Source organism: Ruegeria sp. BHSA123 (assembly GCF_059613425.1).
The window spans coordinates 1-25,813 of sequence record NZ_JBXWSL010000002.1; the positions used below are offsets into that span (position 1 = coordinate 1).

The 25,813-nt window shown below is 56.4% G+C and carries 25 protein-coding genes and 1 pseudogene; 9 read left to right on the top strand and 17 right to left on the bottom strand.

Annotated features, from left to right (window positions below):
- From AC2FNC_RS01065 to AC2FNC_RS01085, 5 genes and pseudogenes are all read right to left on the bottom strand, one after another.
- Window positions 1-202, bottom strand: a pseudogene (locus AC2FNC_RS01065) (hypothetical protein); the annotation flags it as partial.
- Window positions 203-250: 48 nt separating this feature from the next.
- The gene (locus tag AC2FNC_RS01070; RefSeq protein WP_480472373.1) at window positions 251-832 is read right to left on the bottom strand and encodes a retropepsin-like aspartic protease family protein; all 582 of its coding nucleotides are present in this window, start codon (window positions 830-832) and stop codon (window positions 251-253) included.
- A gap of 42 nt (window positions 833-874) precedes the next feature.
- Window positions 875-1,495, bottom strand: coding sequence for a MarC family protein (locus AC2FNC_RS01075; protein WP_480472375.1), 621 nt, complete (start codon window positions 1,493-1,495; stop codon window positions 875-877).
- On the bottom strand, window positions 1,492-1,884 hold the full coding sequence (locus tag AC2FNC_RS01080) for an ACT domain-containing protein (protein ID WP_496714390.1): 393 nt from the start codon (window positions 1,882-1,884) through the stop codon (window positions 1,492-1,494). Before AC2FNC_RS01080 ends, AC2FNC_RS01075 begins: the two co-directional genes overlap by 4 nt.
- Window positions 1,881-3,731, bottom strand: a complete 1,851-nt coding sequence (locus tag AC2FNC_RS01085; protein WP_480553312.1) for an ABC-F family ATP-binding cassette domain-containing protein — start codon at window positions 3,729-3,731, stop codon at window positions 1,881-1,883. The genes AC2FNC_RS01080 and AC2FNC_RS01085 overlap by 4 nt, the downstream gene beginning before the upstream one ends.
- Window positions 3,732-3,838: 107 nt before the next feature.
- Between AC2FNC_RS01085 and AC2FNC_RS01090 the strand changes: the two genes are divergently transcribed.
- On the top strand, window positions 3,839-5,041 hold the full coding sequence (locus tag AC2FNC_RS01090) for a multidrug effflux MFS transporter (RefSeq protein ID WP_480553314.1): 1,203 nt from the start codon (window positions 3,839-3,841) through the stop codon (window positions 5,039-5,041).
- Window positions 5,042-5,156: 115 nt separating this feature from the next.
- Window positions 5,157-5,579 carry a nucleoside-diphosphate kinase gene (gene ndk, locus AC2FNC_RS01095; protein ID WP_008757405.1) on the top strand — a complete coding sequence of 141 codons (423 nt, stop codon included), beginning with the start codon at window positions 5,157-5,159 and terminating at the stop codon, window positions 5,577-5,579.
- Window positions 5,580-5,638: 59 nt separating this feature from the next.
- Here ndk and AC2FNC_RS01100 read toward each other — a convergent pair whose 3' ends face one another.
- Complete coding sequence (locus AC2FNC_RS01100; RefSeq protein WP_480472383.1) at window positions 5,639-5,986, bottom strand: TfoX/Sxy family protein; 348 nt, start codon at window positions 5,984-5,986, stop codon at window positions 5,639-5,641.
- A gap of 571 nt (window positions 5,987-6,557) precedes the next feature.
- On the opposite strand from AC2FNC_RS01100, the gene AC2FNC_RS01105 reads away from it, so the two are divergent.
- Genes AC2FNC_RS01105 through AC2FNC_RS01115 form a run of 3 tightly spaced genes read left to right on the top strand, consistent with a single transcriptional unit; the run spans window position 6,558 to window position 8,941 of the window.
- Window positions 6,558-7,718, top strand: a complete 1,161-nt coding sequence (locus AC2FNC_RS01105) for a CHAD domain-containing protein (protein WP_496714393.1) — start codon at window positions 6,558-6,560, stop codon at window positions 7,716-7,718.
- 3 nt (window positions 7,719-7,721) lie between these two features.
- Window positions 7,722-8,474, top strand: coding sequence for a ParA family protein (locus AC2FNC_RS01110; protein WP_480472387.1), 753 nt, complete (start codon window positions 7,722-7,724; stop codon window positions 8,472-8,474).
- Window positions 8,474-8,941 carry a CYTH domain-containing protein gene (locus AC2FNC_RS01115; protein WP_480516774.1) on the top strand — a complete coding sequence of 156 codons (468 nt, stop codon included), beginning with the start codon at window positions 8,474-8,476 and terminating at the stop codon, window positions 8,939-8,941. Before AC2FNC_RS01110 ends, AC2FNC_RS01115 begins: the two co-directional genes overlap by 1 nt.
- On the opposite strand, the gene AC2FNC_RS01120 is transcribed toward AC2FNC_RS01115, so the two are convergent.
- The 9 genes from AC2FNC_RS01120 to AC2FNC_RS01160 all read right to left on the bottom strand — a co-directional run bounded on the left by AC2FNC_RS01120 (window position 8,938) and on the right by AC2FNC_RS01160 (window position 20,482).
- Complete coding sequence (locus tag AC2FNC_RS01120) at window positions 8,938-10,308, bottom strand: sensor histidine kinase (RefSeq protein ID WP_480553318.1); 1,371 nt, start codon at window positions 10,306-10,308, stop codon at window positions 8,938-8,940. The two genes, AC2FNC_RS01115 and AC2FNC_RS01120, sit on opposite strands and share 4 nt — an antisense overlap.
- Window positions 10,301-10,981, bottom strand: a complete 681-nt coding sequence (locus AC2FNC_RS01125) for a response regulator transcription factor (RefSeq protein WP_209504130.1) — start codon at window positions 10,979-10,981, stop codon at window positions 10,301-10,303. Before AC2FNC_RS01125 ends, AC2FNC_RS01120 begins: the two co-directional genes overlap by 8 nt.
- Before the next feature lie 180 nt (window positions 10,982-11,161).
- Window positions 11,162-12,598, bottom strand: a complete 1,437-nt coding sequence (locus AC2FNC_RS01130) for a DegQ family serine endoprotease (protein WP_480516778.1) — start codon at window positions 12,596-12,598, stop codon at window positions 11,162-11,164.
- A 749-nt stretch (window positions 12,599-13,347) separates the two neighbouring features.
- On the bottom strand, window positions 13,348-13,947 hold the full coding sequence (locus AC2FNC_RS01135) for a nucleotidyltransferase family protein (protein ID WP_480472395.1): 600 nt from the start codon (window positions 13,945-13,947) through the stop codon (window positions 13,348-13,350).
- 31 nt (window positions 13,948-13,978) lie between these two features.
- On the bottom strand, window positions 13,979-16,396 hold the full coding sequence (locus AC2FNC_RS01140) for a GcvT family protein (protein WP_496714397.1): 2,418 nt from the start codon (window positions 16,394-16,396) through the stop codon (window positions 13,979-13,981).
- 96 nt (window positions 16,397-16,492) lie between these two features.
- Window positions 16,493-17,800: an HlyC/CorC family transporter gene (locus AC2FNC_RS01145; RefSeq protein ID WP_480493337.1), complete on the bottom strand. Its 1,308-nt coding sequence runs from the start codon at window positions 17,798-17,800 to the stop codon at window positions 16,493-16,495.
- Between the two features lie 63 nt (window positions 17,801-17,863).
- The gene (locus AC2FNC_RS01150) at window positions 17,864-18,820 is read right to left on the bottom strand and encodes a site-specific tyrosine recombinase XerD (RefSeq protein ID WP_480553326.1); all 957 of its coding nucleotides are present in this window, start codon (window positions 18,818-18,820) and stop codon (window positions 17,864-17,866) included.
- Window positions 18,821-18,822: 2 nt separating this feature from the next.
- The gene (locus AC2FNC_RS01155; protein WP_480553328.1) at window positions 18,823-20,343 is read right to left on the bottom strand and encodes a hypothetical protein; all 1,521 of its coding nucleotides are present in this window, start codon (window positions 20,341-20,343) and stop codon (window positions 18,823-18,825) included.
- Window positions 20,333-20,482 carry a hypothetical protein gene (locus AC2FNC_RS01160; RefSeq protein ID WP_480472404.1) on the bottom strand — a complete coding sequence of 50 codons (150 nt, stop codon included), beginning with the start codon at window positions 20,480-20,482 and terminating at the stop codon, window positions 20,333-20,335. Before AC2FNC_RS01160 ends, AC2FNC_RS01155 begins: the two co-directional genes overlap by 11 nt.
- 79 nt (window positions 20,483-20,561) lie before the next feature.
- Here AC2FNC_RS01160 and AC2FNC_RS01165 point away from each other — a divergent pair, with 79 nt between their 5' ends.
- Together AC2FNC_RS01165 and aroB are read left to right on the top strand one after the other, a co-directional pair.
- A complete protein-coding gene (locus tag AC2FNC_RS01165; RefSeq protein WP_496714400.1) occupies window positions 20,562-21,149 on the top strand; it encodes a shikimate kinase in 588 nt (195 codons plus the stop codon).
- Window positions 21,149-22,261 carry a 3-dehydroquinate synthase gene (gene aroB / locus AC2FNC_RS01170; protein ID WP_480472408.1) on the top strand — a complete coding sequence of 371 codons (1,113 nt, stop codon included), beginning with the start codon at window positions 21,149-21,151 and terminating at the stop codon, window positions 22,259-22,261. Before AC2FNC_RS01165 ends, aroB begins: the two co-directional genes overlap by 1 nt.
- An 8-nt stretch (window positions 22,262-22,269) precedes the next feature.
- On the opposite strand, the gene AC2FNC_RS01175 is transcribed toward aroB, so the two are convergent.
- A complete protein-coding gene (locus tag AC2FNC_RS01175) occupies window positions 22,270-23,340 on the bottom strand; it encodes a site-2 protease family protein (RefSeq protein ID WP_496714402.1) in 1,071 nt (356 codons plus the stop codon).
- Window positions 23,341-23,358: 18 nt separating this feature from the next.
- Window positions 23,359-23,847, bottom strand: coding sequence for a single-stranded DNA-binding protein (ssb, locus tag AC2FNC_RS01180; RefSeq protein ID WP_480472412.1), 489 nt, complete (start codon window positions 23,845-23,847; stop codon window positions 23,359-23,361).
- Between the two features lie 201 nt (window positions 23,848-24,048).
- Between ssb and AC2FNC_RS01185 the strand changes: the two genes are divergently transcribed.
- Both AC2FNC_RS01185 and AC2FNC_RS01190 read left to right on the top strand, forming a co-directional pair.
- The gene (locus tag AC2FNC_RS01185) at window positions 24,049-24,627 is read left to right on the top strand and encodes a lytic transglycosylase domain-containing protein (RefSeq protein ID WP_267363904.1); all 579 of its coding nucleotides are present in this window, start codon (window positions 24,049-24,051) and stop codon (window positions 24,625-24,627) included.
- Between the two features lie 96 nt (window positions 24,628-24,723).
- Window positions 24,724-25,686, top strand: coding sequence for a LuxR C-terminal-related transcriptional regulator (locus AC2FNC_RS01190; RefSeq protein ID WP_480516794.1), 963 nt, complete (start codon window positions 24,724-24,726; stop codon window positions 25,684-25,686).
- Window positions 25,687-25,813: the final 127 nt, after the last annotated feature.

The window sequence follows — 25,813 nt, forward strand, 5'->3', positions numbered from 1 at the left end:
CGGGATTCAGTTGGGCGGGCTCCCACGCGGGGGAAATCCACAGCACGGGCCCCTGTGTCTGACCGGCCAGCCAGATGGCAAAGCTGCGCCGGGCGGGGCCGCAAGCCTCGTGCATGCGGCCCGGTTGCAGGGTGATCTGCGAATGGAGATTTACCCCCGGTACCTGACGCGCAGGTTTGTGGCCAAGAAGCTGAGCAGACATGCCTGCAAGCTATCATGTTCCACTTTTGTTCTCAAGAGGTGAGGAGCATTAACGAGACAAGATCAGCTTGCCATCCGCAAACTGAATGCTTGAAAAACGGTGCAGATATTCCATCCCCAAAAGCGATTTATCCAGCTCACCCTCGTTGACCCAGGCCGAAACGTTCTGATCCGTAATGGGTCCTATCGTCAGGGTCTCAAGCCGCACCGGCGCGGTACGCACCTCACCGTTTGCAGTCAAGGCGCGCCCGAAATAACTCAGCTGATCGGGATCAATGCCTGCCCGTTTGGCATCCTGCGCGTTCAACACGATCTGGCTGGCACCGGTGTCGACAAGAAAGGTAATCAGCTCACCATTCACCAGAACCGGAAGGTAATAATGGCCGTCATAGGCGCGGGGAACCTCAACCGAGTTTCCGGTGACACTCATCTGCGGTGCGGGACCGACCGAGGAGCGAATATCCTCCCACAGGCCGACCAGTGCGATGACCCCGACGAATATGAACACCCATGCCATAACCTGCTGGAATGTCTTGCTAAGCGACTGCCGATTATGCGTGACAAACCACATCAGCAGCGCCGCCCCCAGCAGGGCCAGATAGATCAGGCGTCCAATGTCGAAACTGTCCATGCGGTTACCCGGAAATCCCTCTAACCTTGTGAATATGGGGATTTAAGATGCAAATCCAAAGGCCTTGAGGCCATCGAGAATGAACTGAACAGACAATGCAGCCAGCAGCATCCCAAGAAGCCGGGTCAACACGTTCAATCCGGTTTTCCCCAAAAGCCGTGCCACGGCCCCTGATGAAAGATACATCACAAAAACCATTGCCAGAACGACCAGCATAACGCCGATGACCACGGCCAGGCCCTGAATGCCGGGATGTTGACCGGCCAGCAGGATCATAGTGGCAATCGCACCGGGCCCTGCAATCAGTGGGATACCCAGTGGAAACACAGACGGGTCCGGATGTTCTTCCTCTTCGGCGCTGTTTTCACGACGTTTGGTCCGGCGTTCAAACAGCATATCGAGCGCGGTCAGAAACAGCAAAACACCCCCCGCAACACGAAACGCCTCCATCGAGATGCCGACAAATCCCAGCAGCGCTTCGCCGAAGGCCGCGAACATCGCCAGAATGCCGCCAGCAGTCAGGCACGCGCGAACAGCGACAGAGCGGCGCGTGTGCCAATCCATGTTCTGGGTCAGGGCCACAAAAATCGGCGTTTGCGCCGGTGGATCAAGAACCACGAAAAGCGTTGTGAACGCGGTGATCAGAAATGCGGTGTCAATCACTCTTTGCTACTCTGTTGCAGATGTTTCAAAATTCTCAGGGCGTCTTCGGCCAGTCCGGAGGGAACATAAACATGATCGTGGTGATAGCCCGCGACCATGTTTGCCGGAATTCCGGCCTGTGCCAACGCCCCCGAGACTGCAGCGGTCAGACCCACGCCTTCCAGCGAGGAGTGCACCTGAAGCGTGATACAGCGCATAGCGACCGCCTCTTTTTGTGCGCAATTGATCGGAACGACTAAAGACAGCCCTTCGGCCTCGACGTAACTGGCGCGTGTCCCGTCGGGCCAGTCCATATCTTCGGGCCAGACTACAAATGCGAATTCTCCGGGTTGAATTTCGGGATGCATTCCCGCGATCATTGCTTTGGTTTCAACGACAGGATCGCTCATACCGTTTCTGCCTGTTCCAGTCGCTCAGCAGCGGCGATCCAAAGCGCTTCTGCTTTTTGCATAGCCTCGACCACCTCGGCGAATTTGCGATTCCAGATTTCCAGATCGTTGATCTTGTCGTCTTCGTAAAGCGTCGGGTCGGCCAGTTTTGCCGCGAGCTTGTCGTGCATCTCTGTCAGTTTCTCGACCCGGTCCTCGCATTTGCGCAGGTCCGCCCGCAATGCCAGCATGGTATCGCGCGAGGCGCGTTTGGGCTTCTCTGTTTGTGGCTTTTCTTTCACCGGTTTGTCACGCGCCAGCAATAGGGCACGATAGGATTCAAGGTCACTGTCATAAGATTTGACCGTACCGTCCGAGACCAGCCACAACCGATCGGCAACAAGCGACAGCAGGTGCATGTCGTGGCTGACCAGCACGACAGCACCCGAATAGGCGGTCAGCGCTTCGACCAGCGCCTCACGGCTTTCGATATCCAGATGGTTCGTCGGCTCGTCGAGGATCAGCATATGTGGTGCGTCGATGGTTGCCAGCAGCAGCGACAGGCGCGCCTTCTGCCCACCCGACAGGCGGCCAACCTCGGTTTCCGCCTGAGCCGCGTTCAGGCCGAACCCCGCCAGACGCGAGCGCCACTTGCCCGGCGCCTCGTCCGGGCGCAGGCGGCGCAGGTGGTCCAGTGGCGTTTCGTTCACATAAAGCTCGTCCACCTGATGCTGAGCGAAATACCCGATGCGCAGCTTGTTGCTGCGGGTCATCTTGCCAGCCATCAAGGGCAGCCGGTCTGACAACAGTTTGGACAGGGTAGATTTGCCCTGACCGTTCTTGCCCAACAGCGCAATACGGTCATCCTGATCGATGCGCAGGTTCAGGCGGCGCAGTACTTCGGTTTCGCCATAACCGGTCACACCGCCTTCAATCTGGATGATCGGTGGCGATAGTTCCTCGGGTTCGGGGAAGGAAAACGCACGCAGCGCGGCCTCTTGCGGGGTTGAGACCAACTGGATGCGTTCGATCATTTTCAGGCGCGATTGGGCCTGAACGGCCTTGGATGCCTTATATCGAAACCGATCCACGAAGCTCTGCAAATGAGCGATGCGCGCCTTGGCTTTGGCGTTTTCGGATTCTGCCTGTGCCAGACGTTCCGCCCTCCGTTCAGCGAATTTGTCATATGGCACGGCGTAATAGGTGAGTTTGCGATCCTCCAGATGCAGGATCGACCCTACGGCACGGTTCAGCAGGCCCCGGTCATGGCTGATGATTATGACCGTATGTGGATACCTGGCCAGATAGCTTTCGAGCCACAACGCGCCTTCAAGGTCCAGATAGTTGGTCGGTTCGTCCAACAGCAACAAATCCGGTTGTGAGAACAGAACCGCCGCCAAGGCCACGCGCATCCGCCAGCCACCCGAAAAATCCGAACAGGGGCGCAATTGGTCTGCGTCGTCAAACCCCAACCCCTTGAGGATTGAGGCCGCGCGGGCCTCGGCCGACCAGGCGTCGATATCGGCCAGCCGGGTCTGGATTTCGGCAATTCGCGTGGGATCCGTTGCGTCGCCAGCCTCGGTCATCAGGGCGCTGCGTTCGGTATCAGCGGCTAGAACAGTGTCGATCAGCGAAACGTTGGATGATGGGACCTCCTGCGCGACCCCGCCAATGCGGGCGCGCTTGGGGACCGCAATATTCCCCGATTCCAGCGCCAGTTCCCCGCGGATCAGGCGAAAAAGCGTGGTCTTTCCCGTGCCATTCCGGCCCACAAGGCCAACCTTGTGACCGTCTGGTACGGTTGCGCTGGCGCCATCAAACAATGGGCGGCCTTCAACGGCATAGGTGATGTCTTCGATCCGTAACATGAGGCGCTCTTAGCAGAGGTGTGATGCCGCCGCCAGCGGCTTGGCATTTTCAAGCATCAAGCAATGTGTTAGCGCTGTCTCGTTTGCTTTTTGAAGCGGTTTTTCACATGCGCGCGGCCCGGACGCCTCCATCCCTGATCACATTGATCTTTGCTACGGCGCTGTCTGTGCTGACGCTCAACATGTTCCTGCCGTCGCTGGCGCATATGAGTGAAGACTTCACGGTGGATTACGGCCTGATGAACCTGTCGGTCGCGGGGTATCTGGCGGTTTCGGCAGTGTTGCAACTGATCATGGGCCCGTTATCGGATCGCTTTGGGCGCAGACCTATCCTTTTGATTTGTATATCAATATTTGTCCTTGCGTCGATCGGATGCACACTGGCCGGATCGATCTGGGTTTTTCTTGGCTTCCGCCTGCTTCAGGCTGCTGTTGTCGCCGGCTCGGTCCTGTCCAGCGCGTCGATCAGAGACCGTTACGCACCGAATGAGGCGGCAAGCAAACTCGGTTACGTCGCGATGGCCATGGCCTTAGCCCCGATGCTTGGGCCGATGTTGGGTGGGGCGCTGGATATGCTTTTCGGTTGGCGTTCGGGGTTTGTCCTGTACTCGTTGCTTGGAGCAGGGTTGCTGGTGCTGCTTTGGTTCGACCTGGGCGAAACCAACACGAACCGCTCGTCCACATTTGGTGCCCAACTGCGCGAATACCCACACCTGTTCCGTGCCCGCAGGTTCTGGGGTTATGCCCTATGCGCGGCGTTTTCGATTGGGGGGTTCTACAGCTTTATCACCGGTGCGCCGCTGGTTGCCGCAGCGTGGTTCGACCTGAGCCCAGCAACGCTGGGGCTGGGGATTGGCATCATCACCGGCGGGTTCATGGTTGGCAATTTTGTCACCGGTCGGATTGCGGCCCGGACGCGCCTGACGACAATGATATTGTCGGGGCGGATCGTGGCCTCAACTGGCCCGTTCTGCGGATTGATGCTGTTTCTCGCTGATCTGGGATCGGTCTGGGTCTTCTTCGGTTCGGCAATCTGTGTCGGCTTTGGCAACGGTTTGACCAATGCCAATGCCGCGGCCGGTGTCATGTCGGTACGCCCCGGGCTGGCAGGTAGCGCGGCAGGGCTGTCGGGGGCAATGATCGTGGCTTTGGGAGCTGTTCTGACCTCAATGACCGGCGCGTTCGTCAGCCCCGAAAACGGGCCGTATCTGGTACTGGGCATGATGTGGGCCTGTAGCTTTGCCGGCTTGATGGCGGTGCTTTACGTTCGTCGACTGGACCGTGTCGACCCTTTGCCAGAAACAATCTGAACTGCAAAGCCACCGGCAAGGCATCATTACACTTTTCATGGATCAAAGACCGTGATACCCGGCGCGCGATGGATTTCGGCGCGGATCCCGCGTCACATTATAAGGAGAGGCCGATATGGCACTGGAACGCACATTCTCGATCATCAAACCCGATGCAACCCGCCGCAACCTGACCGGCAAGATCAACGCCAAGTTCGAAGAAGCAGGCCTGCGCATCGTGGCGCAAAAGCGCATTCACATGACCAAAGCTCAGGCTGGCAAGTTCTATGACGTTCATGCCGAACGTCCGTTCTATGACGAACTGTGCGAATTCATGTCGTCGGCTCCGGTTGTTGTTCAGGTTCTGGAAGGCGAAGGCGCCATTGCAAAGAACCGTGAAGTCATGGGCGCAACGAACCCTGCGGACGCAGCCCCCGGCACCATCCGCGCTGAATTCGCGGAATCGGTCGGTGAAAACTCGGTCCACGGTTCGGACGCACCGGAAACCGCAGCGGTTGAAATCGCATACTTCTTCTCGGGCATTGAACTGGTCGGTTAAGCCACAGCCATTGGTGACAAACAGGGGCCGCATCCTTGGTTGGGTGCGGCCTTATTCGTTCAGAGCTGCTTTAAGTCCTTTGGTGCAACACGAACTCCGATGGCGTCCAGATCTGCAATCATCTGGTTTTCCGGAGCAGCACCGTTACCAGCTTTGATTGCGTCGAACCTTTCGCGCAGGGCTTTCTTCTCGTCGCCCTTGCAATCGTTCCACGGGCGGCCCTGCAATCCCATCACCAGAACATAATATCCGATGAAATGCGCCCTGGTGCCGGCGCGCAACAGGCGGGCATAGGCTTCGTCCGGCCCCAGTTCTCGCAGCGCCTCAGCCGAATGAATACCAGCACGTGCGCAGGCCTGTTCAAAGGCGGGGCCAAGGTTTCGGATCGAAGATACTGGTTCGCTCATAGCGGTGTCTTACTTCGGCACCCGAGGCCTGTCACCCCGTGATTACACTCGGTCGCAGGCATAATGCCTTGATGTCCTTTCGGGTTCAGCCGAGACTGAAAAGGAGAACCTTGGATGGCGTTGGAGCAACCAAACCAAACAAGGGGCGCGCGCATATGATCGTTGAGAAACCTGTAAAGGGGTTTCTGAAGTTGAACTGGAAAGGCGTATCATGACCAGATCGTCAAGCGATCAGTTCATTTTCCCAGCGAGGATTGACGAAACGGCTCTGGCAAATGCCATTGCCGGGTTTTCCCAAAAAGTTTCACCCGATAGCCCCGTCGCAGCTTTCGCATTGCTGGATTGTCACGATCAGTCACTGCGCGCCTCGGGTCGTGCTTTGATCGATACTGGCGGGGTGTTGCACCTGCTGCGGAAGGACCACGGCCCTTTGTCTCAGCAGCACTCGGGGCATCTGCGGTTTGCACGGGACTTGCCAGAAGGGCCGGTTCAGAAGGCGCTGAGCGACTTTCCTGAACTACGGGCGCTGACGCAGATTGGTGTTGGAGAGATCGAGGCAAAGACCTTCGCCGTGCTTGATGATCTGCAAAAGACAAAAGTCAGGGGAACTTTAACGTACATGTCGACGCCATCAGGGCAGGCAACCATTGTACGAATTCAGCAGTTGCGCGGGTATAAGAAGGCCTATCAGTTGGTCCGTTCCGCTCTCGATCGCGTTTCGGGCGGTGTTCGTGACGTTGAAACGGTCTATCCCAGTCTGTTTCCAGACATGGTTCCCTATCAGGCCAAGCCTGAAATAAAGTTCGGTCAAGCAGATCCTTGCAGCGAAGTCGCTGCGAAAATCGTTCAAATATATCTGAGGGTTGCACGGCAAAACGAGGAGGGCATGATCGCTGATATCGACACCGAGTTTTTGCACGATTACCGGGTTTCGTTGCGCAAGATCAGGTCAGTGATCAGCCTGTTCAAGGGTGTGTTGTCCGAGGCCCAGACGGCCGAACTGAAGCGGCTCTTTTCCGATCTTATGGCCCCCACGGGACCTCTGCGTGATTTGGATGTCTACCTTCTGAAAAAAGACAAGTATTTCAATCTTATCCCGCCGAGCCTTCACGCAGGACTGTCCGAGATGTTTGATCAGTTTCAAACGGAACGTACACAAGAGCAACTGCGCCTATCTCGCTGGTTGCGCAGCGCCGACTACACGACGTCCATGACCGACCTGACCGCAATGTTCACCAGTACTGATTACTTGGACCTCGGACCAAACGCGCATCGCGGCACGTATGACTATGCCTGCGCGCTGATCTGGAAGCATTATCGCAAGATGTGCAAACTGGCGCGCGGCATAAGCGATGATACGCCAGACAAGACGGTGCATGAGCTTCGTATCGAATGCAAAAAACTAAGATATCTGATGGAATTGTTTGCCCCGCTCTTCGATGCGAACGGATTGAGAACGATCCTTAAACCGTTGAAAAAACTTCAGGATAATCTTGGTTTGTTCAACGACTATTCTGTGCAGCAAGACGCGTTGCTGACCTTTGTAGCGTCGCACGCCGATACGCAAGGCCACGTAAACGCGCAGATCGGTTTGTCCGTGGGCGGCCTAATCGCTGTGCTTGATCAACGTCAGAAGACCGAAAGAAAACGCGTTGTCGCAAGCTTCCTTCAGTTCGACGGGCAAGAAATCCGGCACATGTTCCGCAGTCTGTTTCACCACAAAAAGGAGTAGGGAATGAAGATCATTGCCTGTTACAGCAATAAGGGCGGTGTCGGAAAAACCGCTACTTCGGTGAACCTGGCCTATGCCTATGCGCAGGCTGGCCAAAAAGTTTTGCTATGCGATCTCGATCCTCAGGGGGCGTCCGGGTTCTATTTTCGGGTGAAGCCGTCAAAAAAACTGACGGATGCCCGTTTTTTTGAGGATGTGGAGCGGTTTACCAAAGCCATCCGGGCAAGTGATTTTGACGGGTTGGACGTTCTGCCCGCAAACCTGACTTTCCGCGACTTTGATATCTTCCTGTCGCGCATGCGGAACAAACGCTCGCGTTTGAAAAGGGCATTGTCGGCGGCTGGCAGTGACTATGATCTGGTTCTTCTGGATTGTCCGCCCAATTTTTCCACCTTGTCCGAGAATATCTTTCGGGCCGCTGATGAAATCGTTGTTCCGATCATTCCCACAACCCTGTCCGAGCGGTCATTCGATCAGCTGGTTGGCTTTTTCGACAAACACGGGCTGCGTAAGAAGAAGCTGCGGGCGTTCTTTTCGATGGTGCAGAACCGGAAGTTGTTGCATCGGGAAACGATGGTTTCAATGCGCGCCCAGCATCCCAAGCGCATTTTACACGCGGTTGTGCCTTTCGCTGCGGATGTCGAAAAGATGGGGCAATATCGGGGCCCTGTCTGTACTTACGCAGGTCGTAGCGCTGCTGGTGCGGCATATCGGGCGCTGTTTGATGAGCTGGAAGAAAGAGCGGGGGCACCCTGATGAGCAAAGAAATTGAACGCAAGTTTCTGGTGGCAAGGTTGCCGAACCTGAGCCGCGCAGAAAAAGCAGAGGTGCGTCAGGGGTACCTCACCGCGCCGGAGGACTCGACCGAATTGCGCCTTCGGCAAAAGAACAATGTGTTTTTCCTGACCTTAAAAGGCGGCGGTGATCTTGTACGTGTTGAGCGTGAGGCAGAGATAACCCGAGACCAGTTTGAAACCTTCTGGCCGGAAACCAAAGGTCGCCGGGTCGAGAAGGTGCGTTACACGGATCTAATGCCAGACGGCCACCAGTTCGAGCTGGATGTTTTTTCAGGCGGTCTGGAACCCCTGCGTTTGGTTGAGGTTGAGTTCCATACCAGTGAAGACGCAAATGCCTATGTCCCGCCGGGTTGGTTCGGTGCGGAAGTTACAGGGGATAAACGGTACAAAAACAAGGTATTGGCGATAAACGGACTGCCGGATTAACTCTGAATTGCCAGATTGATCGTAGTTTCCAAACCTGGGTCGCAGTTTCGGGCTGCGAATGTCCCGCCATGCATATGTGAAATCGCGGCAACCAGCGCGAGCCCCAATCCCGCATTGCGTTCCGTCCGCGCCGGATCAAGTGTGACGAAGGGAAGTTGAAGGCGATCCAACTCTCCGGGCGGAACACCCGGACCACGGTCCCGAACCCGCAATTGGGCAAATCCGTCCTTGGTACCGATAGAGATCGTGATTGCGGTATCCGCCGGTGCATAACGCATCGCGTTTTCCAGCAAATTAGAAAGAGCCTGCGAGAGTAGGGGCCGGTGCCCCTGAATAGCCGGGGCAGAGCCTGTAACCTCAAGGCGGATGTCCTGATCTGCGGCCACCGGGTCATACAGTTCCACGACATCTCCAACCAGTTGCTGCAAGTCAATGTCTTCGAATTGCTCGCGCCCTAGACCGGCCTCGGCCCGCGAAATTTCGGTAAGCTGCCCCAAGACCCGCAAAACATGGTCGATTTCTCCCGTAGCCCGCGCAATGTCGATTTCGCGGTCCAGATCGCTTTTGCCGGGCTCGGAAAGGGATTCGACCCTTTGGCGAAGGCGGGACAAAGGAGAGCGCAAATCATGTGCGATAGAGTTCGACGTGGTGCGCAGATTGCTCACCAGCTCTTCGATCCTGTCGAGCATGTTGTTCAACGTGCCAGAGACCTGATCGAACTCGTCCCCGGTTCCGCGCAGGGGCATCCTCTTGGAAAGATCGCCGGAAACGATGTTTTCGGCTGTGCTTGCGATGTCTGACAGGCGCGAAAACACCAGACGTGTGAACAGCCAGCCAGTGATCACGCTCAGAACAAATGCTATTCCTAGTGCCAGTGCCAGAGATCGGAACAATACACGGTCGAATTGTTGACGGGCCGCCGCATCCCGTCCCACCAAAAGGCGTTCACCACCGGGCAATCGGATCGAAGCGGCCGAGATGGGCACCAGTTGGTCATTGTCAGCCCTGCGCAACTCGAGGTCGACCCAACCGCTTCCGGCGGTCACATTGACCGGCCAGGTTTTCAGGTTACCCACAAGCTTGACGCCCTGCCGATCCGCCAGCAGATACAGCGCGTCTCGATCGGACGCGCTTGGAAGACGACGCTCGATCGCTGTAATCAGCCCGATCAGCCCGCGCCGTTCATATTCATCGGCAAGCCCGGTCAGTTCGGCGGACACGACCGATCGGGTCTCGGATTCGATGCTCCGGTTGGCTGTCACATAGACCAATGCCAGCACAGACGCGGTCAGTAACGTGCTTAGCACCATGCTGGTGGCGACAAGTCTTGTTCTTGAATTATTAAGGGAAAGCCGAAGGTTATCCATCGGACATCATGTAACCCGCACCGCGAACTGTTTCAATCAAAGGTATGTCTCCGCCTTCATCCAACTGGCGGCGCAGCTTTGAAATATGAACATCCACAACGTTTGTGTTCGGGTCGAAATGATAATCCCAGACGCCTTCAAGCAGCATGGTACGCGACACGACACGGTTCTTGCGGCGTAGAAAGAACTCAAGGATCTGGAATTCACGAGGCGTCAGCGTAATCTCATGGCCGTCACGCGTAACCTTGCGGGTCAGTAGATCCATTTCAAGATCCTTGCAGGTCAGCGTCGGCGTTTCCTCGGATTCCTGCGGACGCCGCAACAAGGCTTCGATCCGCGCATGAAGTTCCTGAAACGAGAAGGGCTTGACCAGATAATCGTCGGCGCCTGATCGCAATCCTTTGACGCGCTCATCCACTGCGCTCATGGCCGTCAACATCAAGACCGGTGTTTTCAACCCCGCTGCACGCAGGGATTTGATCAGGGACAGACCGTCCAGACCGGGCAACATCCTGTCCAACACAATGGCGTCAAAACCGCCGTCCGTAGCGTGGTACAATCCCTCGCGGCCATCAGCAGCCGTTTCGACCACATAGCCTTCTTCGCCAAACCCTTTGGCAATGAAATCCCTGGTGTCAGCGTCATCTTCGACGATCAACAGACGGCGGCTCATGATGTGGTTCCTTTCCCTAAGGATTTAAACACAAAATTCAAACAAAGCATATGGTTTGCTGACGATCTTGCCGGGTGCTGGGCACGCACCCGGCAAGCCCGACGGACAGCGGACAACTCAGGTCCGCCGGGTGAGGCACGCGCCGGATCTCCCCATCAAGCGGCGCGCGCATGGTGTTAGTCAGACCAGTTCGACAGCAACGAAAATCTGGCTGCCGGCCCGATTGATCAATACCAGTGCCGGGTCTGTCTTTTCGCTGTCCAGTGCGGCCTTCAGCGCTTCGGGTGTGAACGTGTCCTGGTTGCCCAGTTTGACGATCACGTCACCGCGTTGCAGACCCGCCCGGGCCGCAGGGCTGTCCGGTTGCAAGTCTGTGACGACCACACCTTCGACGGTTTTAGCAATACCCGCTTCAGCCCGCACCGTTTCGGTCAGCGGGGCCACTGTGACACCAAGCGACGTGCCTGCTGCATCAGATTCGACAGGGCTGTCGGACTGAGCCGCCGCTGCCTGATGCTGGCCAACGGTCAAAGTGACCGTTTCCTGTTTGCCATCGCGCAGAATGGTCAAATTACTGGCGGTGCCGACCTTGGTTGTGCCCACCAGAATAGGCAGGTCACCACTGGAGTCTACGGCTTCGCCATTGAAAGACAGGATAACATCGCCTTGTTCCAGGACGCCATCTGCAGGGCTGTCGGCGACAACATCTGCCACCAGTGCACCCGAGGAGGCATCAATACCCAGCGCCGCCGCAAGCTGCGGGCTGATATTCTGGATCGAAACACCCAGCCACCCACGGCTGACCTGCCCGTCATCCTGTAGATCGGCTGCAATATGTTCAACGATGTTCGAGGTTACGGCAAATCCCAGCCCGACAGATCCGCCACTGGGGGAATAAATGGCCGAGTTTACACCAATCACTTCGCCGTCCATGTTGAAAAGCGGGCCACCAGAGTTGCCCTTGTTGATAGCTGCGTCCGTTTGAATGAACTCGGCATATGGCCCGTCCGAGATATTGCGACCTTTAGCCGATACAATGCCGGTAGTGACCGTGGAGCTCAAACCAAACGGGTTGCCGATCGCTACGACATCTTCGCCAACACGGATTGCATCGCTGTCACCCAGTTCGACGGCTTGCAGGCCCGGGACTGCATCGATCTTCAAGACTGCAATGTCTGTCAGCGGGTCGGTGCCAACCACCTCGGCCTCAAATGTCCGGTCATCACTTAGGCGAACGGTTACAGTCGCGGCATTGTCCACCACATGGTGATTGGTGACGATATAACCGGCTTCATCCAGTACAAACCCTGACCCGAGCCCTTGTGCCGGACCGCGTTGAGGCATGTTGAACCCTTCAGGCCCACCAAATCGTTTGAAGAATTCCCCAAACGGGTGACCGTCAAAGTCAAAATTCTGACCCTGTGTGGGGCTTGGGGCGGTCTTTTGCTCGGCAATGATGGTTACAACCGAAGGGGAAACGGTTTCGACAAGATCGGCAAGCGCTTCATCCGCCATCGAAGGTATAGCGGTTGTGGCCAGCATGGCTGCGCCCAATGCGCTGACCCCCATCCAGTTGGATGTGCGGGGAAGTAAAAGCGAAGATTTTCGGATGCTCATTTCTGTCTCCTGGTTTGATCACGCAATTTCCGTTGCGCGTTGAGACATGAGATGCACTGTCAGGATTGGGGTTTCCTGACTGATCAATTAATAAATCTTAATTTTGCCACAAAGCGGGTGTTTTGTGGTGAAGGACGTTGATCAGGATTCGCTGATTTAACCGAGGAGGTCGAAGGCGAATCGGAGGATTGTTGCCAAAACAGACGTCAAACTTTCAAAAAAGTTGAATTTTCATTGTTTTGTTGACAATGCTTTCACTGAACAGTGGGGAAAAATGCTGCTCTTCCAATGGTTGTGGGCGAGTCCGGGAAACTTCGGGCTTGACGCTGTAACCTTGCCGATAGGCAGCTGAATGGGTGCATAAGTTTGCGCTTAATCCCGAATCGATGATACGTGCACCGGACTTGGATCGCCTATAGGTTGAGCAAGCCTTTGTTCTATGTTGCCTAAAAGCCAAATCGAGGCACGCGAAATTAACCTATTCTTCCAATTTTACGTTGTTTCTAAGGATCGGATAAGTGAGGATGAAATTGCCCAAGTGAGGGGAAGCCAAAAGCGCTAGGGGGCGCTGGCGGCTAACTCAGTTACCGGAAGTTTTAGCGGCGTGTTAACGAGGGGGTCTTGTTTAGGTTTAGCGGCTAGGGAACCAGAGTGTCTTTAAGACCTATTGGTCAAACTTTTGGAATTGTGGAAAGTGGTAGTCCTGTATTGGGCACCGGCCCGGTCGATATCGACCGGGCCGTGTTTATTTAAACGGTGCGTTTCTTGCACCAAGCTGCCCAATCTTCCGGCGTATCCAGATCCAAAACCGCGTTTTGACCGGGCAGGGGTTGCAGGAATACGCCACCTTGTTGTGACCGGACCACCGTCTGCGCGCCGTGATCGCCGTGTAATGCCGAAAGCTTACTGAAAAGCGTCCGATCGAAGATCACCGGGTGCCCGGGCTTTCCATCTGTGGTTGTTCCGCGCCAGATTACATTGTCGGGATGCAACTGGCGTGCTTTCAAGATCGTTCTCAGATCGGTCTGGGTCAGGTCGGGTAAGTCGGCCAGCAAAACCATGACCGCGGGTGCATCAACAGGAAGGTGTTTTATGGCGGTGCGCAAACTGGCATTCATTCCCTCGGCCGCGTCCGGTACGGGAACGGTCTGTACGTCCATTCCTGCAAGAGCATCGTATCTTGGATGCGGGCGCGGTGGCAGGGCGACAAGGACAGGTGCCACGCCACGCGCTAGGGTCGCCGTACGGGTCAGCAGTGGAATGCCATCGATTTGCTGCATAAGCTTGTCCAGCCCGCCCATACGGCTGGAATGACCGGCGGCAAGCAGGATGATGGGGATTTCGGTCATTGCGCCACACTGCTGTCAGTCATGTGTGCTGTCATCCCCTCATGCGTGTGCCATCTGGGTCAAACAAAGGTGTCGAGATAACCTTCGCTTTGCGCATCTGCCCCAGAATCTCGATTTCAACCTCCAGACCATCTTCTATGCGCCCGGACGGCAGAAAGCCCATGGCGACGGATTTCTGCGCAAAATGAGAGTAGCCGCCGGAGGTACAGAACCCAACAACCGAACCATCCAGCCAGATCGGTTCATAGGCGTTGACGTCCGCATCGTCTGTTTCAACCTCGAAGGCTGCCAACTGGCGGATGGTTCCGTTGGCCCGTTCTAATTCCGCTGTATCGCGGCCGATGAAACGGGTGTTTTTGCGGAACGCAATGAACCGATCCAATCCCGTTTCAGCGGCGGTGTAATCCGGCGAATACTCTCGCATCCATGAGCCAAAAAACTTGTCCAGCCGCAGGCTCATCATTGCGCGCATTCCGAACGGAACAATTCCGTGGGGTTGTCCGGCCTCCCACAGTGTCCACCAAAGCTGACGCTGCGCTAAGGGGTCGCAATAGATTTCATAACCAAGATCGCCCGTATAGCTGACACGCTGAACGATACAGTCGGTCATGCCGACAGTCATCCGTCGCACGTTTAGGAAGTTGAAATCCGTCAGGTCGTCTCGGGTGCAGGTCGCCAGAACCTGCGTTGCCTTTGGGCCGGCAATCTGGAAACCGTTCAACCGGTCGCTGATGTTTTTAATTGTTACACCGTCCTGAGCGTTTTGTTGGAACCACCGCATGTGGAAGGCCTGACTGCCATAGGACGCCGTAAGCTGGAATTCAGTGTCACTCAGGCAGGAAACCGTGAAATCGCCGATTAGCTTGCCCTTGTGCGACAGCATCGGGGTCAAAGACAGCCGACCGGGTTTCGGAATGCGACCAGCCATGATCTGGTCCAGCCAGTTCCGAGCATTGGGTCCGGTGATGCGGTATTTGCCGAAATTGTGGACTTCGTTGATACCTACAGCTTCACGCACCGCCCGCACTTCGCGCCCCGTCGCCTCGAACGCGTTCGAGCGGCGGAAGGATGGCGTTTCAAGTCCCGGCTCGTCTTCCTGCGCAAAATAGTTTGGCACTTCAAGGCCGTATTGCTGCCCCCAAACCGCGCCAAGATCGCTGAAGATGTCATACATTGGTGTTGTGCGGTTGGGGCGTGCGGCGGGCAGTTCTTCGTTCGGATAGGCAACGCTGAAGCGTTTCTGATAATTCTCGATGACTTTGGGGCGGGTATAACCTGGGCTGATCCAGTCGCCGAAGCGGGCAACATCCATGGCAAACACATCGCGCTCTGGCTCGCCTTCGATCATCCACTGCGCCAGCGTCAGGCCAACGCCGCCACCCTGGCTGAACCCTGCCATAACACCACAGGCCGACCAGTAGTTGCGCATTCCAGGTACAGGACCGACCAGCGGGTTTCCATCAGGGGCAAAGGTAAACGGCCCATGGATGACCGATTTTATCCCGGCCTCAGCCAGCACGGGAAAGCGGCGATAGGCGAATTCGATACTGTCGGTGATCTTGTCATAGTCATCGGGCAGCAACTCGTGCCCGAAGTCCCACGGGGTGCCGTCTACTGCCCAAGGCTTGCAGGGTTGTTCGTAGAACCCGATGCACAGACCACGCCCTTCCTGCCTTAAATAGCTTTCACCCGCCGGATCCATGACATGCGGATGCTCGCCACCCGCATCAATGATCGCTTCGATCTGGGGGATCGCGTCTGTGACAAGGTATTGATGCTCCATCGGGTGCAGGGGAAAATAGACACCTGCCATGGCACCAACTTCGCGTGCCCAAAGCCCGCCCGCATTAACAATGTGTTCGGCATGGATTGTGCCTTTGTCGGTGACGACATCCCAGCTTCCATCGGGGCGCTGGTTGGTTTCACGCACCATGCAATGGGTTTCAATCGTAGCACCGCCCATTCGCGCGGCCTTGGCATAGGCATGGGTTGTACCTGACGGGTCCAAATGACCATCCAGCGGATCGTAAAGAGCACCGATAATTCGGTCGATGTTCGTAATGGGCGCGATCTTTTTGATTTCTTCCGGGCCGACGATTTCTGTCTCAAGCCCCATGAACCGATGCTTGGCGCGTTCGGCCAGCAGCATATCAAACCGGTCCTGATTGTCGGCCAGTGTCACACCGCCCACGTGGTGCAGGCCACAGGACATGCCGGTGATCTGTTCCAGTTCTTTATACAGCCTGATCGTGTAGCCCTGTAGCGCCGCCATGTTGGTGTCGCCGTTGAGGGTGTGAAACCCGCCTGCTGCATGCCAGGTCGAGCCGCTGGTCAGTTCGGACCGTTCCAGCAACATGACGTCCGACCACCCAAGCTTGGTCAGGTGATAAAGAACCGAACATCCGACAACGCCGCCACCAATGACGGCCACCTGGCATGTGTTTTTCATCCGCTCCTCCTTTTCTGGTAGGACGGTGCAGATCAACGAAAAAGCATTCTGTCATACGAGCGACAGAGCGCGTCGTTTTTGTCTTGCGTCCAAACCCTATAAGGGCCGCACTTTCAGGGCTGTGATACGATTGCCTTCGCGTGCTGTTACCTCGAACCGGAAGCCATGGAACGAAAATACTTGCCCAACAACCGGGATCATCTGGGCTTCGTGGATGACCAGACCAGCAAGAGTGTTGGCCTCTTCATCCGGTAGCGACCAGTCCAGCGCACGATTGGCGTCACGAATGGTCATCGCGCCTTCGACAAGGAATTGGCCATCATCCGTCCGCACGACCGGCACCTCTTCGGCGATATCGAATTCATCGGCGATTTCGCCCACAATTTCTTCGAGAATATCCTCAAGCGTGATCAGGCCACGCAATGAGCCATATTCGTCTACGACCAGCGCAAAATGAGCGTGCATTCGCAGAAACTCGCGCATCTGGTCATCCAGAGTTGTGGTCTCTGGAACGAAATAAGGGGCATTCGCGACTTTGCCGATGTCAAAGCTGGCCAGACGGTCGGTGCCGCCGTCACTGCTGCCAGCCTGCGCATACATCGCGCGGAACAAATCCTTGGCGTGAACAACGCCAACAATGTTCTCCTGCTCGTCCCTGAAAACAGGCAGACGAGTGTGAGGGCTTTCAAGGCATTGCCTCAGGATAGCTTCGGGTGGGGCGTTCGCATCGATCATCTCGATGTTGGAACGGTGGAGCATGATCTCTTCCACCGTGCGGTCGCCCAGATCCAGCGCGCCGAGGATGCGGTCGCGATCTTCTTTTTCAACAACACCTTCTGAATGGCCCAGTTGCAGGGCGCCTGCGATTTCTTCGCGCACGGCCAGAATGTTGCTGTCAGGATCGATCTGAACTCCGAACAAGCGCAATACGCCACGCACCAGCAACCGCACGGCTGCGACGACAGGCGAAAACACCGTCACGACCACGCTGATGATCGGCGCAACGGCCGCAGCGGCCTTTTCGGAATTGGTGATGGCGTATGTCTTGGGCAGAACTTCGGCAAAGATCAGCACCAAAAAGGTCATGACCAGTGTCGCCAATGCCACGCCGCTTTCGCCAAAAAGACGTGTGAACAACGCCGTCGCCAGTGACGCAGCCAGAATGTTGACGAGGTTGTTGCCCAGCAGAACCGACCCGATCAGACGTTCGTTGTCGTCGGTGATTTCCAGCGCCTTTTTAGCCCCGCGCGATCCCTTGTCGGCCTGAGCGCGCAGTTTCCCCCTTGATGAGGCGGTCAGCGCCGTTTCCGAGCCCGAGAAAAATCCGGACAGGATAAGCAGAAACAGGATAGCGCCGGTCGTAAACCAGAATGCGCCGTCGATCATAGAAGGTAAGGGTTCCATTGGTCCTTGATAGGTTAGTGTACTGCATCCGTTATGGGGACGTCGCTCCGCTGGATCAAGGTCTTAGCCTTTGTCCTCATTGCGGTCTTTGCTCAGCGGGTGATGTTGCAACACCAGTTCCGCCAGACGTTCATCCAGAACATGCGTATAGATTTCGGTCGTCGCCACGTCTGCATGACCCAATAACGTCTGGATCGATCTCAGATCAGCACCATTGGCCAGCAGATGCGTAGCGAATGCATGGCGCAGCGTGTGTGGTGTGACTTTTTCAGAAGAAACACCGCCGCGTACAGCCAGCTCTTTCACCAGCAAAAAGAACCTGTGCCGTGTCAGATGACCGGACTTACCGCGTGATGGGAACAGAAAACGCGAGCGTTGAGCGCCTTTTTCCACGGCCAAATCCTCGGCCTCGTCCCGCGCGGTCAGCCACGCGGCCAGCGCATCCCGGGCCGGGGGCGACAGGGGGACCATTCGCTCCTTCCCCCCTTTGCCCAGCACCAGCAGCATCCGGGGATCGCCACGGGCCGAGGAGACTGGCAGGGAGACAAGTTCAGTCACCCGCATTCCGGTGGCGTACAAAACCTCCATCAGGCAGGTGTTTCTTAGCCTGTCAGCTTCGGTTCTCCCGGTTTTTCGGGCGGCCTCCAATAAACGATCAACTTCGGGCACATCCAGCGTCTTGGGCAGCCGTTTCTGCCGGCCGGGACCTTTGATCTGAATGGCAGGATTGGCTGCGCGCCAGCCTTCCTCGAAGGCAAACCGGTACAGCTGCTTTATTGCAGACAAACGCCGCGCGCGGGTCGAACGTGACAAGCCCTGTGCATCGCAGTCGATCAGGTAGGCTTCGATCAGGTCGCGATCTGCCTGATCAAATCCGGATTTCTTGCGGTCCAGCCATTCGGCAAAATCTTTCAGGTCGCGCCCATAAGCCAGCAGCGTATTGGTCGCAGCGCCAAGCTCTGCCGCCTGCGCCTGCAAGAACGTTGAAATCCACAGTGCATCTGATGCCGGAGAGCCCATGATCAACGTTTTTGCAGGATCAAAAGGGACAGGGCCGCACGTCGCGCGGTGTCTTCCAGCCCAACGCGCCGAAATGTTGCAATTGCCGCTGTCAGGTCCACCAGATTGCCCCGCGCGCCATGTGCAAACAATTGCATGGCTTCAATTATGGCTTCGCCCAACTGACCGTTGGTCAGCAACGCATCAATGTCGCCTGGCACAGGCGCTGCCCATTCGAACCCCTGAGCGACGGCATCAGCCAAAGGGGACGGGGACACCGCGCGCCCGGGATCGCCTTGTGCCAAAGCGGCAAGAAACCGGGTTTCGTTCGATGTGTCAGGTGTTAACAAGGCGGCCTGTTCGTAAAGCCCGGACAGCATCAGAATACGCCAGCGCAGGTTTTCGGTGGCAGCAACCGGTAATGTGACAGTCGACAAGCGCTCGGCAAACAGTTCGGCAAACGGAACCTCAAGCCCGACACCGCGCATCTGTTGCCAGACCGGCTGCAAGGTCTTTCCGATCGCTTCCGCGTTCCCGGTGTCTAACGCGCTTTCAAAACGCTGAACGGCGGCCACCCGATCCCAGACAGCACCTGAGGCCGCCGGGTCACGCTCAGTATAAAGGCCCAGCAGCTGATTGGGGGTTAATGCGCCAATGCGGGTAAGCCGTTCCGCTGCTTCGATCTGTGCCTTCCAACCTGCGACATCGCGCAGATCCGCATTGGCAAACGCCCGTGGCAGCGGAGCGGAGGGAAGTCGTTCGCCAATTGCCTCAAACAAACGGAACGTCAGGGGATCAGGGTTCTCAGGCTGCGGCAGGTAAGCTGCGCCTTCATACAGTTCCGGGCTGAGGAAACGGTCCAGAACTGCCAGATCCTCGGGTGGAAGGATTTCAAGCGCATGCGCTGCCTCAAGGGTCAGCGCGGCTGAAGCCCAATCCCCGCGGCGGGCCTTGCAGAAGATCTGAGCCGCATAGTCCCGCGAAAGATGCGGTTCGGCAATAAGGGCGGTACAACTGCGATCCTCATCCCCGGTCAAGAGCGTCGCATCGAACCAGCGCTTGAAACGGTCTTGCGTGTCAGTAGGTCCGGCCAGTTGAACAAGCGATTGCGCCGGATCAGCGGCACCCAGTTGCATCAACCGATCCAGCCGCGCCAGTAAAAGGGTTTCTTCGGCCAGAGGCCCTGACGGCGCGCGTGTTTCAGACAAGAGTAACGTGAACAACAATCGCTGCATCGCCGGGTTGTCACGCACGTGGACGTCGGCGATCAGTTCGGCCAAGCGATCCGCATCGCTGCCTTGCCAAAGGTCGACGGGCAGGCCAGTGACAGAGGACGAAACAAGGCCCAGTGGCTGCGACAGCGCCTCAAGCGAAGTCACTTCAATTTCTGGCAAAGCGCCATCTTGCGTGACCGGTGGTTCCAGCAGAACGGTTCCCGGCAGGTTTTCCGGCGGGTCTGTCAGCCATTCGATGGCGGATAAGGGTTCCTGCGCATGTGCCGACCCGGCCAGTGTGATTGCCAAAAGCAGTTGCTTAGTTGACATCCAGTACAACCGGCTCGCGAATTTCACTTTGAGGCGCAGAGAAATCCACACCAAAGAATGGACCGACATAGGCATAGGCAACCAGCCCGATAAATACCAGGCACAGAACATATATCAGGAATTTGATCAGACGGCTCATGGCGTCACGCTGCCTCAATTTTTGGTTTTGACCAAGTTATAACTGGCATTTTTCCCAAGATCACGTCATTCACGGTGAAATGAGCGAAATTAAGCATAACACGCACTCAGCGGACGCGCAGACCCGATTTGCTCTGCACAAAACCGTGGTTCTGGTGGGGATGATGGGGGCTGGTAAGACAGCCGTGGGCCGCGCTTTGGCCGCGCGTCTGGGTGTTCCCTTTCTGGATAGTGATGCCGAAATCGAATCAGCCGCCAACATGACCATCCCCGAAATCTTTGAGCGGGACGGGGAGCCGTTTTTTCGCACCAAGGAAACACAGGTCATCAGCCGTCTGCTGGACGAGAAAAAAGGCATCCTTTCAACGGGTGGCGGGGCGTTTCTTCAGCCCGACAACCGGCGTATGATCACCTTGCGCGGGGCGTCTGTCTGGCTGCGGGCAGACCTGAGAGTTTTGTGGAGCCGAGTTCGCCACAAGGACACGCGCCCGCTGCTGCGCACTGCTGATCCTTATGCGACATTGAAAGACCTCTACGAGGCGCGTGTTCCGGTTTACGCCGAGGCAGATTTGATCGTGGATTCGGATGGCGAAACTTCGATCGAGAATATGGTGGACCGGGTTGTCGACGCCTTATTGGCGCGCCCTGATGTTTTGGAAATCAGATAATGCATCAAAGAGTACACGTTGAACTTGGAGACCGGTCGTATGACGTTGAGATCGGTCCGGATCTTCTGGCGCGCGCAGGCGATTGGATTGCACCGCTATTGGCGCGCCCCAAGGTGGCCGTCCTGACAGATGAGAACGTAGCTGGCCTGCATCTGGACGCACTACGTGCGGGTCTGAAAGCCGCCGGAATCGAAATGTCCGCGCTGGCCTTGCCAGCCGGGGAGGCGACCAAAAGCTGGCCTCATTTCGAACGCGCGGTTGAGTGGCTGTTGGCTGAAAAGGTTGAACGCAGCGACGTTGTTGTGGCCCTTGGTGGCGGCGTAATTGGTGATCTTGCCGGCTTTGCCGCAGCCGTCCTGCGCCGAGGTGTTCGGTTCGTGCAAATCCCCACGTCTTTGCTGGCGCAGGTCGACAGCTCCGTCGGAGGGAAAACAGGGATCAACGCCCCTCAGGGGAAGAACCTTATCGGCGCTTTTCATCAGCCATCGCTGGTTCTGGCCGATACATCTGTGTTGCAGACCATGACCCAGAGGGACTTTCTTTCAGGGTATGGCGAGGTGGTGAAATACGGCTTGCTTGGGGATGCTGATTTCTTTGAATGGCTTGAGGCGAACGGGCAAAGCGTGTCCTCGGGTGACTTGGCCGCGCGGGTGCGTGCGGTAACCCGCTCGGTTCAGATGAAAGCCGATATCGTGGCCCGGGACGAAACCGAACAAGGTGACCGCGCCCTGCTGAATCTGGGACACACCTTCTGTCATGCCTTGGAGGCTGCCACTGGTTATTCGGACCGTCTTTTGCATGGCGAGGGCGTGGCCATCGGCTGTGCACTTGCGTTCGAGCTTTCGTCCCGCCTTGGGCTGTGTTCACAAGAAGACCCAAGCCGGGTACGCGCGCATCTGCGGGCAATGGGTATGAAAACGGATCTGGCTGATATTCCGGGCGAATTGCCAAGTGCCGAGTCACTGGTGGATCTGATGGGGCAGGACAAAAAGGTCGTGGACGGCCAGCTGCGGTTTATCCTGGCCCGCGGAATTGGTCAGGCTTTTGTGACCTCGGATGTGCCGAAGGATGCGGTCTTATCGGTTCTGTCGGACGCTCTCGCCCCGGTGTGACGCAGGGGTTAACGACCCTGAATGACCATCAGCTCGCCGATGTTTTCGCGGGTTATGTAACCGATCATACGACCGCCATGGCTCAGAACTGCAATCGCCGGCGCACCATTGTGCAGGTGTTCCAGTACGTCCTCAAGGCCGGTTGTCAGCAAGACTGTGGGAACGTTAGCATCCATGATCGAGGTCGCGGGCGCAGTTCTGGGCTGGTCGCTTGCCAGAGCGGTGAACAGGCGATCGCGTGTCACAAAGCCCAGCAAAGTGTGATTTGGGTCCAGTACCGGAAACTCGTGCTGTGTGGTGTGAATGACGGCTTGCGCAGCTGTGCTTAGCGTATCGCTGGGGGACAGGGCATGAAATTCAGTGATCATCGCGTCACGAGCCAGAACACGGCGGACCGCGGATCGCAAAGCGACATCCTGGCTTTCTGCATTCGCTGCAAAGAACACGAATACGGCGATCAATACCAGAATTGGATTGCCAGAGCTCAGCCCTAGAAATCCAAACCCGACAGCGACAATCTGGCCACCAACCGCTGCAATTCGGGTGGCTTTGACGCGATTCACGCGCAAACACAGAAGGGCGCGAAAAACGCGGCCTCCATCCATTGGGAAGGCCGGGATCAAGTTGAAGATGGCCAAAAGCAGATTGATATAGGCCAGCTTGTCCAAAATTCTCACATTTGGTGATTCCAATTGCGCGAGGGTCTCAAGCGGCATCCCTGCACCAAGCACGGCAAGGCCAATGAAGATAGCGATATTCACTGCCGGACCCGCAAGCGCCACCAGAACCTCTTGCATCGGTTTTTCCGGCATTCTCTCAAGTCGGGCCAGGCCACCGATGGGCAGAAGGGTGATGTCGGGGGTTTTGATACCATAGCGCCGCGCCATAAGAGCGTGACCGAACTCATGCGCGACAACGCAGGCAAACAGGGCCAGAACAAAGAGAAGGTTCTCAATCGCGGCTGGCAGGCCACCGGCCGAGAATGCGGCAAAACCGACCCAAGCGAGCAGCAGAAAAAAGGTGACATGGACCCTCAGTTCGGACCCGAGCAATCGGCCGAGAGAGAAGGACCATGTCATATTGTTACTCCGCTTTGGTTAGAACGGAATCTCGTCATCGTCGATTCCGCCCGAGGCTGGTGCCGCAGAGCTGGAAGGACCGCCATAGGGGTCATCGTAACCGCCACCGGCCTGGCCACCACCATAACCGCCGCCGCTGCCGCCACCGCCTTCACCACGACCGTCCAGCAGGGTCAGTTCCCCGCGATAGGGGCGTAGGACAACCTCGGTCGTATACCGATCCTGACCGGATTGATCCTGCCATTTGCGGGTTTCCAGCTGGCCTTCGATATAAACCTTGCTGCCCTTGCGCAGATATTGCTCGGCGATGCGGGCCAGCGGTTCCGAGAAGATGGCAACCGAATGCCACTCTGTCCGTTCGCGCCGCTCACCTGTGTTGCGGTCTTTCCAGTTCTCCGAGGTGGCAATGCGCAGGTTGCACACTTTGCCGCCGTTCTGGAACGACCGGACCTCGGGGTCGCGGCCAAGATTTCCCACCAGAATGACCTTGTTGACTGAACCCGCCATGTAAATCCTCGTTCTGTTCTGCGTAAATGCGCCGAATCTGACGCAATGAGTTTCGTGAGACCCTATACGGCCTGCATCATGGTTGAAAACAGTTGATACAACACTGTCGAATAAGAGTCTTACTGTACTATTTACCAAGCTTTCATTTTTTGCGGGAATACCTATACTCCCACTGGTTTTGATCGAGCAGGATAAGCAAAGATGCGTTCTTGGGTTGCTGGGTTTTCCGTTGCCTGCCTTGTATTGGCCGTTGCGCCGGTGCAGGCACAAACATTGTCCAGCAAAAGCCGCAAGGATATCTTCCTGAAACAGGCGAAGGTTCTGGATTCTCGTGCGGCAACCCAGTACCGCGACTCGGCCCGGCTGAAACCCAAAACAACGCGTGATCAGGTCAGCAAACGGTATTCAGGAAAATATCGTGGAGAATATCTGGAAATCGCACGGCGTGTTGCTCGCCTTCACAACATCCCTGAAGATCTCTTTTTGCGTCTGGTGCAGCAGGAAAGTGGATGGAACCCACAGGCGAAGTCACATAAAGGTGCGTTGGGATTGGCGCAGCTTATGCCACAAACGGCCGAGCTTTTGGGCGTAAACCCGCATGATCCCAAGCAGAACCTCGAAGGCGGTGCCAGATATCTGTCCTGGCAGTACCGCAAGTTCAAATCGTGGCCTTTGGCGCTGGCGGCCTATAACGCGGGTCCTGATGCGGTTGAAAAGCACGGTGGGATCCCGCCGTACAAGGAAACCCAGAACTACGTGAAGGTTATCTGGGGCGGCTGAAACTGATGCTGCGCTGCAGAGTGTCGTATTCTTGATTCAGTGCAACGCCTCCAACTAACCTGACAGGGTATCGCCCAGTAACTGGTGAGGCCCCTCATGCCTGTTGATCATCCGCAGATTCCCAAAGAAACGCTGGCAAACTGGCAGCAACTTGTTGATCTGGTCGCAGAACTGGCCGACGTGCCCGCAAGCCTGATCATGAAAACCGACGCGCCGGATCATGCGGTTTTGATCACATCCGATCACCCCGAGAATCCATATCCGGTCGGTCTGAGTTTCCAGTTGAACCCCAAGCTATACTGTAAGGGTGTTCTGGAGCGTGACGGAGAGTTGGTGGTCGAAGACGCCAAATGTGATCCGGTTTGGGCGGACAACGACGACCTGGAACACGGAATGACCTTTTACATCGGCTTACCGCTGAAATGGCCCGATGGATCGGTGTTCGGCACAATCTGTGTTCTGGACCGTAAACAGAACCGGCGGGCCTTGTTATTCCGTGAGGGGTTGGCGCAGTTCGCGCGCATGGTCGAGTCGGATTTGGCTTTGTTGCAAGAGGTTTATCTGAGACGCGCGTTGGAAGAGAAACTGAACGAAACACTTGCCCAGCTTGAAACGCGTGTTTCGGATCGAACCCGAGAGCTGCAGGAGACGAACACAGCGTTGCGCGTATTGCTCTCAAGTCTCGACGATGACCGCAAGAACCGGGATCACGAAATCGTCGAGCAGGTTCGCAGCAGAGTTTTGCCGTATCTTGAAAAGGTTCGGGCGCAGCTTTCAGGGGATGAGGCGCAGTTTGTCTATCTTGAGCTGGCCGAGAAGAACCTGAACGAGATCACGTCTTCGCTGTCTGACAAGTTGACGGATGCCTTTGCGGCAATGACCCCGACAGAAATGGAAATTGCTCAGATGGTCATGTTTGGGAGAACCACGAAGGACATAGCCAAGGCCCTGTCCCGAGAGACGTCGACAATCGATTTTCACCGCAACAACATTCGCCGAAAACTTGGACTTGAGGGCCGGGATAAAAACCTGCGCAGTCACTTGCTCTCGATTTCGTGAATGTCGAATATGGGGATTGCCCCCATATTCCACCCCTATTTTTTCGGTCTGAGCCGATGTGCTTTAGCTTGTTACCTTTTGGGATGAGGTGCGGAAAAAAGGCGCACGTCCAACAGAGAGGTACATA